Source organism: Kribbella swartbergensis, from assembly GCF_054784135.1.
In genome coordinates this window covers 37,486-52,933 of sequence record NZ_BAAGPM010000065.1, presented here as the reverse complement: position 1 = coordinate 52,933, position 15,448 = coordinate 37,486, and the positions used below count along the sequence as shown (strand labels likewise).

The window sequence follows — 15,448 nt, the reverse complement described above, 5'->3', positions numbered from 1 at the left end:
CCGACGACGTACGCCGGGCATTATCGTCGCCAAGTCTGGTGCCGGGGTGGCGGCTGGGCCTTTACTGAGACCAGGGGTGGGCGCGGTGAGTCGTTTGAAGGTCGTCGTAGCTGTCAAGGCCGCTGTCGCGGCAGTCGCGGTGTTGCTGGTGGGGCCGTCGGCGCCGGCGGTGGCCGAGCCGACGACACCGATCACGTTCTACTCGGGGACCACGGCGACGCGGTTCACCGGGCTGGCGTTCGACACGTGTACGGCGCCGACGCTCGCCCAGATGACCGCGTGGAAGAGCTCGCCGTACAAGGCGATCGGCATCTACATCGGCGGCGTGAACCGGAGCTGCGCGCAACCTCAGCTCACCCCGAGCTGGGTCGCGTCCGTCACCGCGATGGGGTGGCGGCTGATCCCGATCTACCTGGGGCTCCAGGCGCCCTGCACGACCCGGACCACGGCAGCGAAGATGTCGACGACCGCGTCCAACCGGGAGGCGGTCCGGGACGCCGCCGACGCCGTGGTCAAGGCCAAGGCGCTCGGCATCCTGCCGGGCAGTGCGATCTACGGCGACATGGAGCACTACGACAACAGGAACACCACCTGCCGTTCCGCCGTACTGCACTACCTGTCCGCGTGGACGAAGGAGCTGCACCGGCAGGCGTACCTGTCCGGGGTCTACGTGCACCAGAACTCGGGTGCACCGGATCTGGCGGCGGCCTACAACTCCACGTCGTACGCCCGACCCGACGCAATCTGGATCGCCCGGTGGGACGGCAACAGCTCGCTCACCGGCTGGCCGACCGTACCCAACAGCTTCTGGGCTGTCGGCCAGCGCGGGAAGCAGTACGTGGGCGACCACAACGAGACCCACGGCGGAGTGACGCTCAACATCGACAGCGACCGGTTCGACGCGCCGGTGGCGAGTGTCGTCTACCGCTACACCGTCCGGACGACCGTGCATTCGTACAGCGGCCCGTCGACCGCCTACCCGGTCAGGTCGACCATTCCCGCCAACACCAGCCTGCGCATCGTCTGCCAGACCTGGGGTCCCAAGGTCGGCACCACCACGGTCTGGAACAAGCTGATCGACGGCAGCTACGTCACCGACTACTACGTCAGGACGCCGAACAAGACCGGCTACAGCGCGCCCATCCCAGGCTGCAGCTATCCGCACCAGACCACGATCAACAACCTGACCAGGCGCAGTGGCCCGGGTACGTCGTACAGCGCGTACCCGAGCCCGTTGCCTATCGGGTCGCTGGCGTGGGTCACGTGCCAACGAGCCGGCACCAAGGTCGGTACGACGTCGGTGTGGGACCGGCTCAGCGACGGCAGCTGGGTCACCGACTACTACGTCGCCACCACGAGCAAGACGACGTACACCGCGCCGATCAGACGTTGCTGACCTACTGACCCCACGCCGGCTGGATCGTCGCGGTCAGGTCAGCAGGGGGCGGCGGTGAGCCGGATCCGCCAGACCGGGTTCCAGTCGATGTTGTAGCGGACGTAGCCAGCCGGGACGCAGCCGAGTTGGCCGCCGCTCACGTTGTCGTACCTTGCGGCCGCGCCACCGGTCTGGTTGTTGACGAAGTAGCCGGTGCCGAGCCAGTTGCTGAGCGAGTAGCCGTCGTACCGGATGAACTTGAAGATGTAGGCACCGTTGCCGTACGGCACCGCGGCGCACGCGTAGCCCGGTTTGCAGGGCGTGGTCTGGCTGCCGGACACGAAGACACGCTCAACGGCCGGCGACGTCGACGGCGCCGCGGCGACCGCGCGGGTCGACGCCGGAGCGCCGGTGACGCCGATCATGACCGATCCGTCAGCCGCCCGGGTCTGCGTCACCCGCGTGCCGGATGCGGCCGGGTCGTCGGTGGTCCGGGCCTGCGCGGCGGGCACAGTTGCCGCGGCGGTGAACAGGCTCGCCAGGACACCGGCAGCCGCGAGGATCTTGCGTTTCGTCATACTTCCTCCCCAGAGACGTGTGCCCGCCGCCTGCACGGCGGGTCAGGACGACGACGCTAGGGATGGCGCTCCGGACCCGGCAATGCTTTTCGGACTGGACCGAAAAGCTTCCCGGGTCGCGAAATCAGGCGAAGTATTTCGGGAAGTAGTCGTGCGTCGGCCAGGACCTCACGCCGTTGGCGGCGGTCCACATCGCCTGGTCGATGTCGGCATACGACTTGCCGCTGGCGTCGTCACGCCGGTTGAACAGGACCGCCCAGCTCATCCCCGAGGAGGTGCGGACCAGCAGGGAGTAGTTCCCCGGCAGACTGCCGGTGTGCCAGGTGTTGCGGCCGGTGCCGCCCGCGGTGGGACGCACCTGCCAGCCGAGGCCGTAGTACCAGCCGTTGCTGATCCCGGTCTCGGGCTTCGCCCAGATCGCGTTGAGAGAAGTGGTGTTCAGCACGCTCGATCCCGCGTCGAACATCTTCGCCCAGCGGACCAGGTCCGGAGCGCTGGCGATCCAGCCGCCGTTGGCGTCCTGGATGCGCATGCTGAAGGTCCCGTACGGCGCTGCCACGGTCGCGCCGGAGTTGTCGAGCACAGTGCGGCCGGTGTACTGCGACTCGTACGACAGCTCGCCGGTGTGCTTGGCAATGCTCCAGCCGAGCGCCATCCGCCTGATCTTCAACGGGGCCAGCAACTTCTGCTGCACGTAGGCGGCGTAGCTGAGACCGCTCACCTTCTCGATCACCCGGCCAGCCAGCAGGTAGCCGAAGTTCGAGTACACGGCCTTGCTGCCCGGCGTGAAGTTGAGCTTCTGCCCGGCCATGTACTTGATCACGTCGGCGTGCCGGAGTTCCATTGGTACGCCGAGCGCCCTGGAGATCGTGGCGTCCTTGAAGTTCGGGTCACCGGACAGGTCGCGGTCCCAGCCGCCGAGGTGCTGCAGCAGCCGCTTGATCGTGATCGAGGACCAGCGCGTGTCCCGTACCTGACCGGCCGGCGGGGTGATGGTGAGGATCTTGGTGACCGGCGTGGACAGGCTCAACTTGCCGTCCTGGACCAGCTTCATGATCGCGGCCGCCGTGATCGACTTCGACACGCTCGCGATCCGGAACAGCGAGGTGGGCTGGACGTCCAGGGAGCTGACCGTGCTGTAGCCGCGGGCAAGCACCAGCCGGCCCTTGTACGTGACCGCGAGCTGACCGGCCGAGATGCCGCGCGCCTGCATGAACGCCTTCATCTGCGTGTCGAACCCGGTCAGCGCCGCGACCGCGGTCCCGGTGGTCTTCCACGTCGCGGCGGCGTCGGCGGGCCGCCCGACGGACGTTCCCACCGCCGTTCCCGCGGCGGCGACCGCCCCGGTCGCGACCGCAAACTTGCCGAGGTTCCGGCGCGTCAACTCCACGAACGTGTTCTCCTTCAGGGGTTTCAGGGCAGGGGTGTAGTGCTGGAGGAGTCTCTCACCGCAGGGGTTCTAGTCGACCATCGACGCGTACGAGATCACGCCGCGGCGGATCTCGTCGACGACGGCGCGGGCGGTGCCGCGCAGCGGCGTGTCACCGGCGGCGTCGGCGATCTGCTCGGTGAGGTCGATGAGCTGCTTGACCCAGCGGACGAAGTCACCGGCGGCCAGATCGGACTCGTACAGCACCTCGGCCAGCGACGCGCCCGACGCCCACCGGAACGCCGGCCAGCAGAACCCGAGATCCATTGACCGCAGGAAGTCGACCCGCATGTCACGTTCCAGTGCGGACAGGTCGCGCCAGATCGAACCCATCCGCTCGAGCGCCAGCCGTACGTCGCCCCGCGGCAACCGCGGTGACGTCGGCTCGTCCTTCGACCGCGCCTCGTAGACCAGCGCGGCCAGGCAGGCAGCCAACTCCGGCACGGTCAGGTCGTCGAACACACCCTGCCGCAGGCACTCCGCGGCCACCAGGTCGAGCTCGGTGTAGATCCGCGACAGCCGGTCGCCGGCCTCGGTGGTCTTGTCGCCGTCCAGGTAGTGCAGCGCGTCCAGCACCTGGCAGACCCGGTCGAACTGCCGGGCGATGGTGTTGGTGCGTTGCTCGATCTTCCGCTGTACCTCACGGTTCTCCCGGTCGAGCCGGAAGTACCGCTCGGCCCAGCGGGCGTGGTCCTCGCGGTCCGAGCAGCCGTGACACGGGTGCGCCCGCAACTGCGCCCGCATCTCCTGCAGCACCGGGTCGTCCGCGTGCGTGACGACGTCCCGGCCGCGAGAGCGTGACGGCGGGCCGTCCTCCCCGAGCATGTCGGTGCGGTTCCGCAGTACCTGGGCCAGTTCGCGACGCTGCTGCGGGTTGCGCGGATTGAACTTCTTCGGCACCCGCAACGACCCGATCGGCTCGACCGGTGTCGGGAAGTCGACCATCGACAGCTTGCGGACCTGGCGGTCCAGCGTCAGCACGGTCGGCCGCGGACCCTCGCGCTCCGAGCGCATCCCCGGGTCCAGCACCAGCGCCCACCCCGCGCTGCGGCCGGCCGGGATCCGGATGATGTCGCCGATCCGCAGCTTCTCGATCGACTCCTGGGCCTCGATCCGCCGGTCCAGCTTGCGCCGCTTCGAACCGGACGCCTCGCGTTCACCGATCCGCCGGCGCAGCTCGGCGTACTCGAGGAAGTCACCGAGGTGGCAGTCGATCGACTCCTTGTAACCCTCGAGCGCCTCGGTGTTGCGCTGCACCTGCCGCGCCAGCCCGACCACGGCCTGGTCGGACTGGAACTGCGCGAACGACAACTCCAGCATGTCGCGGGCCCGGCTCCGCCCGACCTGCCGGACCAGGTTGACGGCCATGTTGTACGACGGGGAGAACGACGAGCGCAGCGGATACGTGCGGGTCGACGCCAGCCCGGCCACCGCGCGCGGGTCGAACCCGGGCTGCCAGAGCACCACCGCGTGACCTTCCACGTCGATGCCCCGCCGCCCGGCCCGGCCGGTCAGCTGGGTGTACTCCCCCGGCGTGATGTCGACATGCGCCTCGCCGTTCCACTTGCTCAGCTTCTCCAGCACCACCGTGCGCGCCGGCATGTTGATGCCGAGAGCAAGCGTCTCGGTGGCGAAAACGACCTTGATCAGGCCGCGCGCGAACAACTCCTCGACGACCTCCTTGAAGGCGGCCAGCATGCCCGCGTGGTGCGCCGCGATACCGCGGCTGAGCGCCTCGGCGAAGTCGTGGTACCCGAGCACGCCGAGGTCCTCGTCCGGCAGATCAGCGGTCCGCTCGGCCAGCACCCGCTTGATCTCGTCGCGCTCGTGCGGCTTGGTCAGCTTCAGGCCCGAGCGCAGGCACTGGACCATCGCGTCCTCGCAGCCCTTGCGGGAGAAGATGAAGTAGATCGCCGGCAGCAGCGCGCCGGCGTCCAGCTCCTCCACGACGTCCGAGCGGTACGGCGTGAAGTGCGTCCGGCTGGGGCGAGTCTTCGGCAGGTCGCGGCGCCGGCGCGGTTTGCGCGAGTCGTCGCGGAAGATCCGGTTGTCGTCGCGGGCGATCCGGACCAGTTGCGGGTTGACCAGATCCTTCAGGTCCGGCTGCGCGGCCTTGGCCGGGTTGCCGGACTTGGCCTTCGCGGGTGCGCCGACCCGGGCGGTCGGCGCTTCACCGGCGAACAGGTCGTGCAGTCGCTTCCCGACCATCACGTGCTGGAACAGCGGCACCGGCCGCTTCTCCTCCAGCACGACCACGGTGTTGCCGCGGACCGTCTCCAGCCAGTCGCCGAACTCCTCGGCGTTGCTCACGGTCGCCGACAGCGACACCACCGAGACCGAGTCGGGCAGGTGGATGAGCACCTCTTCCCACACCGCGCCGCGGGCCCGGTCGGCCAGGTAGTGCACCTCGTCCATCACGACGTACGACAGGCCGAGCAGCGTGTTGGAACCGGCGTACAGCATGTTCCGCAGCACCTCGGTCGTCATCACGACGATCGGCGCCTCGGAGTTGATCGAGTTGTCGCCGGTGAGCAGGCCGACCTTCTCGGTGCCGTAGCGGCTGACCAGGTCGCCGTACTTCTGGTTGCTCAGCGCCTTGATCGGGGTGGTGTAGAAACACTTCTGCCCGCGCTGCAGCGCCAGGTGTACGGCGAACTCGCCGACCAAGGTCTTGCCGGAGCCGGTCGGCGCCGCCACCAGCACCTGATGCCCGTCCTCCAGGGCGGCACACGCCCGCAGCTGGAACTCGTCCAGCTCGAAGTCGTAGAGCGCCCGGAAATCCTTCACCGCGGGATGCTCCTGGTCCGAGCGGAACGAGGCGTACTTCTCGGACGGGCTACTCATGTGCCCAATCTATGCGACAGCACCCACAAGAAACCGGGCGGCGCGGTCGAGCGCCTCGTCGGCCTCGTCCATCACCCCCACCATCAACGGGTAGACGTGCGGGGCGCCGGCCACGACGTCGAGGCTGACGTCGACCTCCTGCTCCGCGGCGCGGACGGCCAACTGGAGCGCGTCGTCGAGCAGGACCTCGGCTGATCCGACCTGGATCAGCAGCGGTGGGAGGCCGGTCAGGTCGCCGAGCAGCGGGCTGGCCAGCTCGTCCTTGGGGTCGTGACCGGCGAGGTAGTGCTCGGCATACGACTCGATGTGCGCGCGGCTGAACAGCGGGTCGAAGTCACCGCGGTTGTCGAGGCTCGCGCCGGACAGGGTCAGATCGGTCCACGGCGAGAAGAGGACCGCTGCCGCGGGCAACGGAAGGCCGTCGCGTCGCGCGGCCAGCATGGTTGCGAGCGCCAGCCCACCCCCGGCGGAGTCGCCCGCGATCACGATCGGACGGCCGCTTTCGACCAGTTCCCGGTACGCCGCCAACGCGTCGTCGAGCGCGGCCGGGAAGGGATTCTCCGGCGCCAGGCGGTAGTCCAGCGAGACCGCGGACAGGCCGGTGCGGCGGGCGAGCGGGGCCGCGAGGTTCGCGCCGGTCCGGGCCGAGCCGATCACGTAGCCGCCGCCGTGCAGGTAGAGGATCACGCCGTCGCCGTCGGCCCCTTCGACCTCGACGTCCAGCGCCGGAACCCCGCCGAGCGTGCGCGGTGTCAGCGTCACGTCGTCGCCCAGTGGGCGGTCGGCGAACAGTTCGTCGAATTCGGCCCGCTGCTCGGCCGGTGTCCGGCCGAGCTCGCCCTTCGTGATCAGCCCGCGCGCTACGGCGCGTTGGTCCTGGCTCATCGTCGTCCTCCGTCGAATGGTAGATTCCAGGGAATGTACTTCCTGCTAACTACATTCCGTGGAATCTAATTCCGGGGAAGCTGGAGTCTTGCTGTGACTGATCTCACATCGCTGTTCACGGATCTGGTCCGGCTGGAGACCCGCGTCTACAACGTGCTCGACGCCCGGTTGAAGGCGGAGCACGACCTGCCGCTGGGTCAGTTCGAGTTCCTGCGGTTCCTTGCGGCTCGCCGGACGGCACGGGTCTACGACCTGGCTCACCAGATGGCCATCACGGTCGGCGCGACCAGCAAGGCCGTCGACCGGCTCGAGGCGGCCGGCCGCTGCCGCCGTACGGCGAACCCGGACGACCGCCGGTCCTCCCTCGTCACGCTCACCCTGGAAGGCGAACGGATTCTGGCGGAGGCCACCCCGACGGTCGAGGCCGAGCTCCAGACCTGGATCGGCTCGGTGCTCCCGGCCGACGTCCTGGAGAACCTCGCCGTCAGCCTGTCGATGCTCCGGCAGCGCGCCGAAGCGGACCATCGGACCGATCGGGTCGAGCCGGGTCCCCGCCCAAGCCAGGGCTGAGAGCAGGCCGCGCCGAGGTCAGGCGAAGACGGTCAGGGCGCCCGGGACGATGCTGATGTCGACCGGAAGCGCGCCGAGCGGCTCGCCGTCGGCGTACGCCGTGATGCCGGGCGACTCGATCCGGACTGTCCTGCCGCGCAGGGTGCGCAGCATCGGGTGGCCGACGTGGGTGCCCTTGGACAGCTTCGGGAACATCTGCAGCAGGGTGAGCCGCGACACCGGCTGGATGATGGTGACGTCGAGCAGGCCGTCGTCGATCTCCGCGCCCGCGCAGATCTGCAGTCCGCCGCCGTACGTCGGCCCGGTGCCGACCGCGACCAGCATCGCCCTGGTCTCGATCACCTCGTCGTCGACGGTCACGACGTACTCGAGCGGCTTGAACGTGCGCAGCTCGGCCAGGGTCGCGACCGTGTAGCGGGAGTTGCCCTTCGGCCAGCTCATCGCGTTGGCGCGCTTGTTCACCAAGGAGTCGAAGCCGCCGGCCACCACCGTGGTGATGTACTCGTCCTTGGCCACCGCGAGGTCGACCTTGCGGGTCTTGCCGGCCACGATCAGGTCGGCCGCCGCGACCGGATCCTTCAGCGGTACGCCGAGACCGCGGGCGAAGTCGTTGCCGGTACCGGCCGGGATCACGCCGAACGGCATCCCGGATCTGGCCAGCACCTGAGCGCCGAGATGGACGGTGCCGTCGCCGCCGATCAGCGCGACCGCGTCGGCTCCGGACCCGATCACATCGGCGGCGATCCGGCCGACGTCCTCGGCGCAGGTGGTCGCGTACTCGTCGACGGTCAGCCCGGCCGCCTCCAGCCGGCCGCGCACGACCGGGGCCACCCGGGCACCGCGACCCTTGCCGGAGGTGGGGTTCACCACCAGCGCGATCCGTCGGCTCATCAGTCGGCCAGCAGTTCCTCGGTCCGGCGCGCCCGCCGCCGGTCGTTGAGCCGGGCGATCACCTCGGCGACGAAGAACAGCAGGCACATCGGGATCGCCAGCAGGCACATCGTGAACGGGTCACCCGACGGCGTCGCCACCGCGGCGAAGACGAAGATGACCAGGACGATGTACGGCCGGAATCTGCCCAGCGCGGCGCCGGGGACGATGCCGAGCAGGTTGAGCAGGACGACGACCAGCGGGATCAGGAACGCGACACCGAACACCAGCATCGTGCGCAGCACGAAGTCGAGGTAGTCCGGCAGCTCGACCAGGTTCTGGATGTCCAGCGGCGTGAAGCCGAGCAGGATCTCGATGCCCTTCGGCAGCGTCCAGTAGGCCACCGCGATACCGCCGGCGAACAGCGGGGTGGCGAGCGCGGAGAAGATGTAGGCCCACTTGCGCTCGTTGCGGTGCAGACCGGGCGCGATGAACGCCCAGAGCTGGTACAGCCAGATCGGCGCGGCCAGCAGCAGGCCGAACAGGGCCGAGATCTTGATCCGGAAGGTCAGCGCGTTCCCGACGCCGGGGAAGGTCAGCTGCGGGGTCTTCGTATTGCCGGCGTCCTTGGCCATCTCGGCGACGCTGGTCAGGAACGGGCGGGTCAGGAAGTCGAAGGCCTGGTTGTAAAAGATCCAGCCGACGACGGTCCCGATCACGATCGCGAGCACGCTGATGAGCAGCCGGTTGCGCAGCTCGATGATGTGCTCGCGCAGGGTCATCCGACCCTCGTCGTCCTGCGGGCGGCGTTCCTTCGGTTCCTTGCGCCGTCCGATCCTCACCAATGACACCGGCGTGGTCGGCTCAGTTGGCCGTGTGGCTCGGCGGCAGGCCGTCGCCCGGGCCCTGGCCGTTCACCTGGTTCGGCTGCTGAGCGGCCTGCGGCTGCGGCGCCGCCTGCTGGGTCGGAGCCTGGGCCGGCTGGGTGGAGCCCTCGGTCAGTTCCTGGTCCTTCTTCTTGGGACCGACCTCTTCTTCCCAGATCTTCTTCGACTTGCCGAGCTGCCTCACCAGAGCCGGCAGCTTGGCCGATCCGAACAGCAGCACGACGATGGCGAGGATGATGAGCCACTCCGCGCCCTGGGGCATGCCGATGAGTGGTGCCATGTCGATCTCCCTTTCACAAAACTTCGTGGTCGCGGCTCAAGCGTGAGAACGTGGGCCGAATACTACGCCGGAGCGCGGTCATCCTCGCGGGTCTGTCCAGACCCGGACATCGCGGCGTCCAGCTTGGACTGGGCGGCGACCAACTCACGCGTCAGCGCCTTGCCCTGGCCCCACAGCTTCCGCGCGAGCAGGGCGAGGACCAGCAGCCACACCGCCACCACACCGAGGAAGAGCAGGAACCAGTACATACCCAGGAGCCTAACCGGTTCCCGGTGATCACCCACGCCCCGCGTGGCGTCCGCGTGGACAACGGTGCCGGAACGTGATGGTAAAACCGGGTGTCACGGAGAGTCCGGTGACAGTGAGGGGGATCGGGATGCAGCGGATCGGGATCGACGAGCGGCGGAGGCGGATCGGCCGGCGGCACCGGCTCGCGCCGTCCGTCCAGGCGGCGGACCCGGTCGAGGCGGCGGCCTCCGTGGTCGCGCTGCACGCCACCGACCCCGCCACGGTCCACCTGTCCGTCGCCGCCCGCGTGCCCGGCAGCGAGGTGGCCGGCACGGAGCGTGCGCTGTACGAGGACCGCACGCTGATCCGGATGCTCGGCATGCGGCGAACCGTCTTCGTCGTACCGACACCGTTCGCGCCGGTGGTCCAGGCGGCGTGCACCGACGACATCGCGGTCAAGCAGCGGAAACTGCTGGTCAAGCACCTGACCGAGGCAGGGATCGCGCCGGATCCGGAAGCGTCCGCGAAGTGGCTGCGGGCGGTCGAGGAGTCAACGGCGACGGCACTGGCACTCCGGGGCTCGGCGACCGCTCAGGAGCTCTCCGCGGACGAGCCGCGGCTGCGGAGCCGGCTCAGCATGGCGGAGGGGAAGGCGTACGCCACCCAGCCGTACGTGACGAGCCGGGTGCTGTTCCAGCTGTCCGCCGAGGGCCGCATCGTCCGTGGACGCCCGCTGGGCACGTGGCTGAGCAGCCAGCACCAGTGGTCACCCGCGGAGCACTGGGTTCCGGGCGGACTGGGCGACAAATTGTCCGCCGACGAGGCGCGGGCGAAATTGGCGCAGGCGTGGCTGTCGTCGTTCGGACCGGGTACGGCGGCCGATCTGCAGTGGTGGGCCGGGTGGACGGCCGGCCAGACCAAGAAGGCCCTGGCTGCGGTCGAGGCCGTCGAGGTGGACCTGGACGGGCAGGTGGGGTACGTGCTGCCGGGTGACGAGGCTCCTGAGGCCCCAGTGGAGCCTTGGGTGGCGTTTCTGCCCGCGCTCGACCCGACGCCGATGGGCTGGAAGGAACGGGACTGGTACCTCGGCGAGCACAAGGCGAAGCTCTTCGACAACACCGGCAACGTCGGCCCGACGGTGTGGGCCGACGGCCGGATCATCGGCGGCTGGGGCCAGCCCGAGTCCGGTGAGGTCCGCTTCCAGCTGCTCGAGGACGTCGGCCGGGAGATGGTCGAGCTGGTCGAAGCCGAGGCCGCCCGCTGGACCGCCTGGCTCGCCGGCGTCCGCGTCACTCCCCGCTTCCGCGCCCCTCTGGAGAAGCAGCTCAGCCAACCCTGACCACCCCGACCCCGCCACCCCCGACCCCCGGCCACCCACGCCGCCTCTGGCGCTCGCCACCATCTCAGGGGTCAGCGCTTGAAGTGGTGGGTTGGCTCACTGCATGCAAGGTGCCAACCCACAAGTTGAGGGGTTGACCCCTCAGCTGGCGCCGGAGTCATCTGGCGCCGGAGTGAGGGCGGGGCGGGCAGTCGTCGTACGGCAGTTCAGGTGAGGTCGTCGTACGCCGACAGGGCCTCGCGGGCCGTGGCTGCGATCTGGGTGGTGAGGTCCGGCGGGTCGAGCACCGTGGCGGCGCCGCCGAGGCGCAGGACCAGGCGCTGGAGCCAGCCGGTGTCGGCGACGCGGAGTTTCACGATGAGCGAGTTGTCCGGGCCTTCCTCGACGGACTCGTTCGGGTAGTACTCGGCGACCCAGCGGGCCGGAGGAGCCAGCCGGATCGTGGCCAGCAGGTCGCGCTCGGACGGCTGGAACATGCCGTTCGACAGGTCGCGCGGGGTCGCCTCCGGCGGCGGCTGGCTGGGCAGATCGAGCAGCTTGACGGCCGCGATGCGGTCCAAGCGGAACAGCCGGACGTCCTCGGCCAGGCGGCACCACGCTTCCAGGTAGGTGCGGCCCTCCGAGACGACCAGGCGCATCGGGTCGACGTCGCGCTCGGTGGTCTCGTCGCGCGACGGGACGTCGTACGTGAGGTGCAGGCGTCGCTTCGTCGCCAGGCCGCGGTTGACCGTCTCGGCGATCTCCGGTGCGGCCGGCTCGACGTGGACGTGCGCCGCCGCGCCCTCGTTCGCGGCCGCCGCCTCGCCCGCGGCGCGCTCGAGCTTCGCGATTGCGCGGTCGACCGCGTCCCGGTCGTTCCCGGCGGTCACCTCGCGCAGCGTGCGGAGCGCGGTCAGCAGCGCCAGCGCCTCGTCCGCGGCCAGCCGCAGCGGGCGGGCCAGGTAGTCGGCGTTGTTGATGTGGATGACGCCTTCGCCCTCGGCCGCCTCGATGTCGATCTCGATCAGATCGCCCATCTGCGCACCCGGGAGTCCGCAGAACCAGAGCACCTTCAGGTCCGCGATGATCTGCTTCGGGCGGACACCGAACTCCTTGGCGACGTCGTCCACCCGGGCACCGTCGTTCTCCCGCAGGTACGGCACCAGCGCCAGCAGCCGCTGCACCTGATCGCGCGCGTTGCTCATGCCGATTCCGCCACCGTTCGCAGACGCCACAGGACGCCGTCCAGTACATCGCCTGGGCCTTCGACGACCGCGTCCGGGCCGTACGACGCGATCTCCTCGGCCAGCACGCCCGAGTCGGCGTACGGGACGTGGAGGAGGTCCCAGCCCTCCTCGTACGGCTCGATCGCGTTGGCGCGGCGACGCAGGCTGACACACGAGCCGGTGCGAGCGCGGACCTTCGCTTCGGACGTCGGTCGCGGCGGCGCCAGCTCGGAGACCAGCGAGCGCAGATCGGTGCCGTCGGGGACGGTGAACGCGCCCGGCTCGCCGATCGTCTTCACCTCCCCGGTGATCCGGGACAGCCGGAACATCCGGGTGGCCTGACGGTCCCGGTCGCGGCCCACGACGTACCAGCGGCCGTGCCAGGAGACGATGCCCCACGGCTCCAGCGTCCGCGTGGTCGGCTCGGAGGCACCGCTGCGCAGGTGCTGGAACCGTACGGCGGCCCGGCTCACCACTGCCGACCAGAGCGGGTCGAAGGCGGGCTCCGACGCCCCGACGTGCGGCTCGATCGCGCTCAGCGCCGACTGGTCGGTCTGGATGCCGGCCGCCTTCAGCTTCAGCACGGCGGACGTGGTCGCCTCGGCCAGGCTGGCGTGCTGCCAGACCCGGGCGGCGACGCCCAGGACGGCCGCCTCGTCCGGCTCCAGGTGGACCTCGGGCAGCTCGAACACGTCCCGGCGGATCCGGTAGCCGACCTCGTCGGAGAAGAACTTGTCGATGGTGCCCATCTCGATCGGGATGCCGAGGTCGCGCAACTCGTCCTTGTCCCGCTCGAACATCTTCTCGAAGGCGTCGTCGGTCTGGCCCGCGTACCCCTCGACCACCTCGCGGATGCGCTCCTTGGTCACATAGGTGCGCGCGACCAGCAGGCAGATCACCACATTGAGCAGCCGCTCACTCTTCCGCGCCGACACCCGACCACCTTACGGCCTTCGGGCGTCAAATCCCGCCCTCCCGCACCGAAATCTTCGAACACCGGTTCGACACGCTAATGTCGCCGTGTGATTCGGTGGCGCGACGGTGTGGTGCGTGAGGTCGGCCGGAGCTGGGCCGGAGCGGTTGAACTGACTGTGACGGTCGGAGAGCAGCCTGTGCGCGCCCTTGCCTACCCAGACCTGGTCGGTACGCCGGTTGCCGGCGACAGGGTGCTGCTGAACGTCGGAGCTCTCGACAAGGGCCTGGGAACGGGCGGATACGCGCTGGTGGTGGCCGTACCGGATCGACTGCCTGCTGACCCGCCGGAGAACGGTCACCTGGTCAAGGCTCGCTACACGCCCTTGCAGGCGATGGTGCTGGGTGCGGACGAGCAGGACTCACCGGACCACGACGTACTGCGCGATGCAGACGACCTGTTCGGTACGCCGGTTGTCGTGGCGGACCTGCACTCTGCGCTGCCCGCCGTACTGGCCGGTGTCTACGAGGCTCGGCCGACCACACGGGTCGTCTACGTGATGACCGACGGTGGGGCGTTGCCGCTGGCGTTTTCGCGGACTGTGGCGGCGCTGCGGGACAGCGGGTGGCTGAGTGGGACTGTGACCGTCGGGCAGGCGTACGGCGGGGATCGGGAGGCTGTCACGGTTCACACCGGGCTGCTGACCGCTGTGCACGTGTTGGCGGCGGAGCTCGTCGTACTGACGCAGGGGCCCGGCAACCTCGGCACCGGGACCCGCTGGGGGTTCTCCGGGGTGCAATCGGGTGAGGCGGTCAATGCGGTCGGCACGCTGGGTGGGCGGGCTGTCGCGTCGTTGCGGATCTCAGAGGCGGACCCACGGCCGCGGCACCGCGGCATCTCTCACCACAGTCTGACCGCGTACGGTCGGGTGGCGTTGCAGCCGGCGGACGTCGTCGTACCGGATCTGCCGGGCGAGTTCGGTGATGCGGTGCGAGACGCGGCCGAGCCGTTGAAGGCCCGCCACCGGGTCGTGCGGGTGGGCGTCGAGGGCTTGTACGACGCCATGCGGGCGGCACCGGTGAAACTGTCGACGATGGGCCGGAGCCTCGACGAGGACCGGGCGTACTTCGAAGCAGCAGCCGCCGCCGGACGTCACGCTGCGAGGCTGGTGGACGTCCCGTGATGGTCACCGCCGCGAGCTTCCCGACACCCGACCTGATCAGAAGGTCCAACAACCCGGCCCTCTGGGACCAGCAGGGCCCCAACGCCGGCCTCGAGCAGTACCACACGCCGATCGGCGATGACACGATGATCGATGCGTTCGGGCCGGGGTTGCGCTCGGAGGGCAGCCACCTGAGCGGCGTCACCGGACGCCTGACGGGCGGAACCGAGACGCCCGCGAGCCGCATCTCGGCCCGGCTCGGCGAGATCATCGAGCACCGCATCGCGACCGAGGCGCCGGGCCGCGAAGTACTGGCGAACCAGGTCCGGCTGCCGGACGGGAGCACGATCACCGGGAACACGCTGCTGCGAGGCAAGGCGGCAGCGGACCAGTACGGCCTTCCGCGGCCCGTCGAGGGCTTCTGCTGCACCTTGACCGGGCGCCTCGACGATCGGCGGACGCTGCAGCGGGAGGCGTTCGGCATCCTCGCGGACCTGGAGACACAGCGCGCGGCCGGAAAGGACCTTCTCGGCGACCCGGCCGCGCGACGGGCCTTCGTCGCCGCCGAGTACTACCTCTACCAAGGCCCGGAGTACCAACGCGGCGGCGACGCCACCATCCGAGTCCTGCTGGCCACGTCGCACACACGACTGTTCGGCGCACCCCCGAAACTCCCCCAGGACATCGACGTCATGGCGTACGCCGCAGGCCAGGACGCATTCCACCACCACGTGGAACACACCCAAACAATCCTCCCGCCCGCGGCAGCCCACGACGTCTCGTCACCCGAGGCTGCTGCCGAGAAGGCTGTCAGAACGCGTCCCAGAGGCCTGGAGCGCGACTGACCGGTGGGGGTACCTCCACCTGGCGCGTGGTCGCAGTA

15 protein-coding genes are annotated in these 15,448 nt (G+C 69.5%); 5 read left to right on the top strand and 10 right to left on the bottom strand.

What is annotated here, in order from left to right:
* Window positions 1–85 precede the first annotated feature (85 nt).
* Window positions 86–1,396: a glycoside hydrolase domain-containing protein gene (locus ACYVOK_RS35315; protein WP_460666965.1), complete on the top strand. Its 1,311-nt coding sequence runs from the start codon at window positions 86–88 to the stop codon at window positions 1,394–1,396.
* 38 nt (window positions 1,397–1,434) lie between these two features.
* Here ACYVOK_RS35315 and ACYVOK_RS35310 read toward each other — a convergent pair whose 3' ends face one another.
* The 4 genes from ACYVOK_RS35310 to ACYVOK_RS35295 all read right to left on the bottom strand — a co-directional run bounded on the left by ACYVOK_RS35310 (window position 1,435) and on the right by ACYVOK_RS35295 (window position 7,111).
* Window positions 1,435–1,953 (bottom strand): hypothetical protein, encoded by a 519-nt coding sequence (locus ACYVOK_RS35310; RefSeq protein WP_460666964.1) that lies wholly within the window; start codon window positions 1,951–1,953, stop codon window positions 1,435–1,437.
* 124 nt (window positions 1,954–2,077) lie between these two features.
* Complete coding sequence (locus tag ACYVOK_RS35305) at window positions 2,078–3,343, bottom strand: serine hydrolase domain-containing protein (RefSeq protein WP_460666963.1); 1,266 nt, start codon at window positions 3,341–3,343, stop codon at window positions 2,078–2,080.
* A gap of 69 nt (window positions 3,344–3,412) precedes the next feature.
* A complete protein-coding gene (locus ACYVOK_RS35300; RefSeq protein ID WP_460666962.1) occupies window positions 3,413–6,226 on the bottom strand; it encodes a DEAD/DEAH box helicase in 2,814 nt (937 codons plus the stop codon).
* Window positions 6,227–6,235: 9 nt separating this feature from the next.
* Window positions 6,236–7,111 carry an alpha/beta hydrolase gene (locus ACYVOK_RS35295; RefSeq protein ID WP_460666961.1) on the bottom strand — a complete coding sequence of 292 codons (876 nt, stop codon included), beginning with the start codon at window positions 7,109–7,111 and terminating at the stop codon, window positions 6,236–6,238.
* Window positions 7,112–7,204: 93 nt separating this feature from the next.
* On the opposite strand from ACYVOK_RS35295, the gene ACYVOK_RS35290 reads away from it, so the two are divergent.
* Window positions 7,205–7,681: a MarR family winged helix-turn-helix transcriptional regulator gene (locus ACYVOK_RS35290; RefSeq protein ID WP_460666960.1), complete on the top strand. Its 477-nt coding sequence runs from the start codon at window positions 7,205–7,207 to the stop codon at window positions 7,679–7,681.
* Window positions 7,682–7,699: 18 nt separating this feature from the next.
* On the opposite strand, the gene ACYVOK_RS35285 is transcribed toward ACYVOK_RS35290, so the two are convergent.
* The 4 genes from ACYVOK_RS35285 to ACYVOK_RS35270 form a co-directional block, all read right to left on the bottom strand.
* Window positions 7,700–8,572 (bottom strand): diacylglycerol/lipid kinase family protein, encoded by an 873-nt coding sequence (locus ACYVOK_RS35285; protein ID WP_460666959.1) that lies wholly within the window; start codon window positions 8,570–8,572, stop codon window positions 7,700–7,702.
* Window positions 8,572–9,393 (bottom strand): twin-arginine translocase subunit TatC, encoded by an 822-nt coding sequence (gene tatC / locus ACYVOK_RS35280; RefSeq protein WP_460666958.1) that lies wholly within the window; start codon window positions 9,391–9,393, stop codon window positions 8,572–8,574. Before tatC ends, ACYVOK_RS35285 begins: the two co-directional genes overlap by 1 nt.
* A gap of 22 nt (window positions 9,394–9,415) precedes the next feature.
* A complete protein-coding gene (locus tag ACYVOK_RS35275) occupies window positions 9,416–9,718 on the bottom strand; it encodes a twin-arginine translocase TatA/TatE family subunit (RefSeq protein WP_460666957.1) in 303 nt (100 codons plus the stop codon).
* 62 nt (window positions 9,719–9,780) lie between these two features.
* The gene (locus tag ACYVOK_RS35270; protein ID WP_460666956.1) at window positions 9,781–9,966 is read right to left on the bottom strand and encodes a hypothetical protein; all 186 of its coding nucleotides are present in this window, start codon (window positions 9,964–9,966) and stop codon (window positions 9,781–9,783) included.
* Window positions 9,967–10,073: 107 nt separating this feature from the next.
* Between ACYVOK_RS35270 and ACYVOK_RS35265 the strand changes: the two genes are divergently transcribed.
* Entirely contained in the window at window positions 10,074–11,285 is a 1,212-nt protein-coding gene (locus tag ACYVOK_RS35265) for a winged helix DNA-binding domain-containing protein (protein ID WP_460666955.1), read from the top strand.
* Window positions 11,286–11,491: 206 nt separating this feature from the next.
* On the opposite strand, the gene ACYVOK_RS35260 is transcribed toward ACYVOK_RS35265, so the two are convergent.
* Together ACYVOK_RS35260 and ACYVOK_RS35255 are read right to left on the bottom strand one after the other, a co-directional pair.
* On the bottom strand, window positions 11,492–12,469 hold the full coding sequence (locus tag ACYVOK_RS35260) for a helix-turn-helix transcriptional regulator (RefSeq protein WP_460666954.1): 978 nt from the start codon (window positions 12,467–12,469) through the stop codon (window positions 11,492–11,494).
* The gene (locus tag ACYVOK_RS35255; RefSeq protein ID WP_460666953.1) at window positions 12,466–13,425 is read right to left on the bottom strand and encodes a helix-turn-helix transcriptional regulator; all 960 of its coding nucleotides are present in this window, start codon (window positions 13,423–13,425) and stop codon (window positions 12,466–12,468) included. Before ACYVOK_RS35255 ends, ACYVOK_RS35260 begins: the two co-directional genes overlap by 4 nt.
* A gap of 87 nt (window positions 13,426–13,512) precedes the next feature.
* Between ACYVOK_RS35255 and ACYVOK_RS35250 the strand changes: the two genes are divergently transcribed.
* On the top strand, window positions 13,513–14,586 hold the full coding sequence (locus ACYVOK_RS35250; RefSeq protein WP_460666952.1) for a DUF3866 family protein: 1,074 nt from the start codon (window positions 13,513–13,515) through the stop codon (window positions 14,584–14,586).
* On the top strand, window positions 14,586–15,410 hold the full coding sequence (locus tag ACYVOK_RS35245) for a hypothetical protein (protein ID WP_460666951.1): 825 nt from the start codon (window positions 14,586–14,588) through the stop codon (window positions 15,408–15,410). Before ACYVOK_RS35250 ends, ACYVOK_RS35245 begins: the two co-directional genes overlap by 1 nt.
* Window positions 15,411–15,448 lie beyond the last annotated feature (38 nt).

What these genes read in the sequence shown, in the direction of transcription:
- ACYVOK_RS35310 (WP_460666964.1), bottom strand. Translation starts at nt 1,953, where the DNA reads ATGACGAAACGCAAGATCCTCGCGGCTGCCGGTGTCCTGGCGAGCCTG.
- ACYVOK_RS35300 (WP_460666962.1), bottom strand. Translation starts at nt 6,226, where the DNA reads ATGAGTAGCCCGTCCGAGAAGTACGCCTCGTTCCGCTCGGACCAGGAG.
- ACYVOK_RS35295 (WP_460666961.1), bottom strand. Translation starts at nt 7,111, where the DNA reads ATGAGCCAGGACCAACGCGCCGTAGCGCGCGGGCTGATCACGAAGGGC.
- ACYVOK_RS35285 (WP_460666959.1), bottom strand. Translation starts at nt 8,572, where the DNA reads ATGAGCCGACGGATCGCGCTGGTGGTGAACCCCACCTCCGGCAAGGGT.
- ACYVOK_RS35275 (WP_460666957.1), bottom strand. Translation starts at nt 9,718, where the DNA reads ATGGCACCACTCATCGGCATGCCCCAGGGCGCGGAGTGGCTCATCATC.
- ACYVOK_RS35270 (WP_460666956.1), bottom strand. Translation starts at nt 9,966, where the DNA reads ATGTACTGGTTCCTGCTCTTCCTCGGTGTGGTGGCGGTGTGGCTGCTG.
- ACYVOK_RS35260 (WP_460666954.1), bottom strand. Translation starts at nt 12,469, where the DNA reads ATGAGCAACGCGCGCGATCAGGTGCAGCGGCTGCTGGCGCTGGTGCCG.
- ACYVOK_RS35245 (WP_460666951.1), top strand. Translation starts at nt 14,586, where the DNA reads ATGGTCACCGCCGCGAGCTTCCCGACACCCGACCTGATCAGAAGGTCC.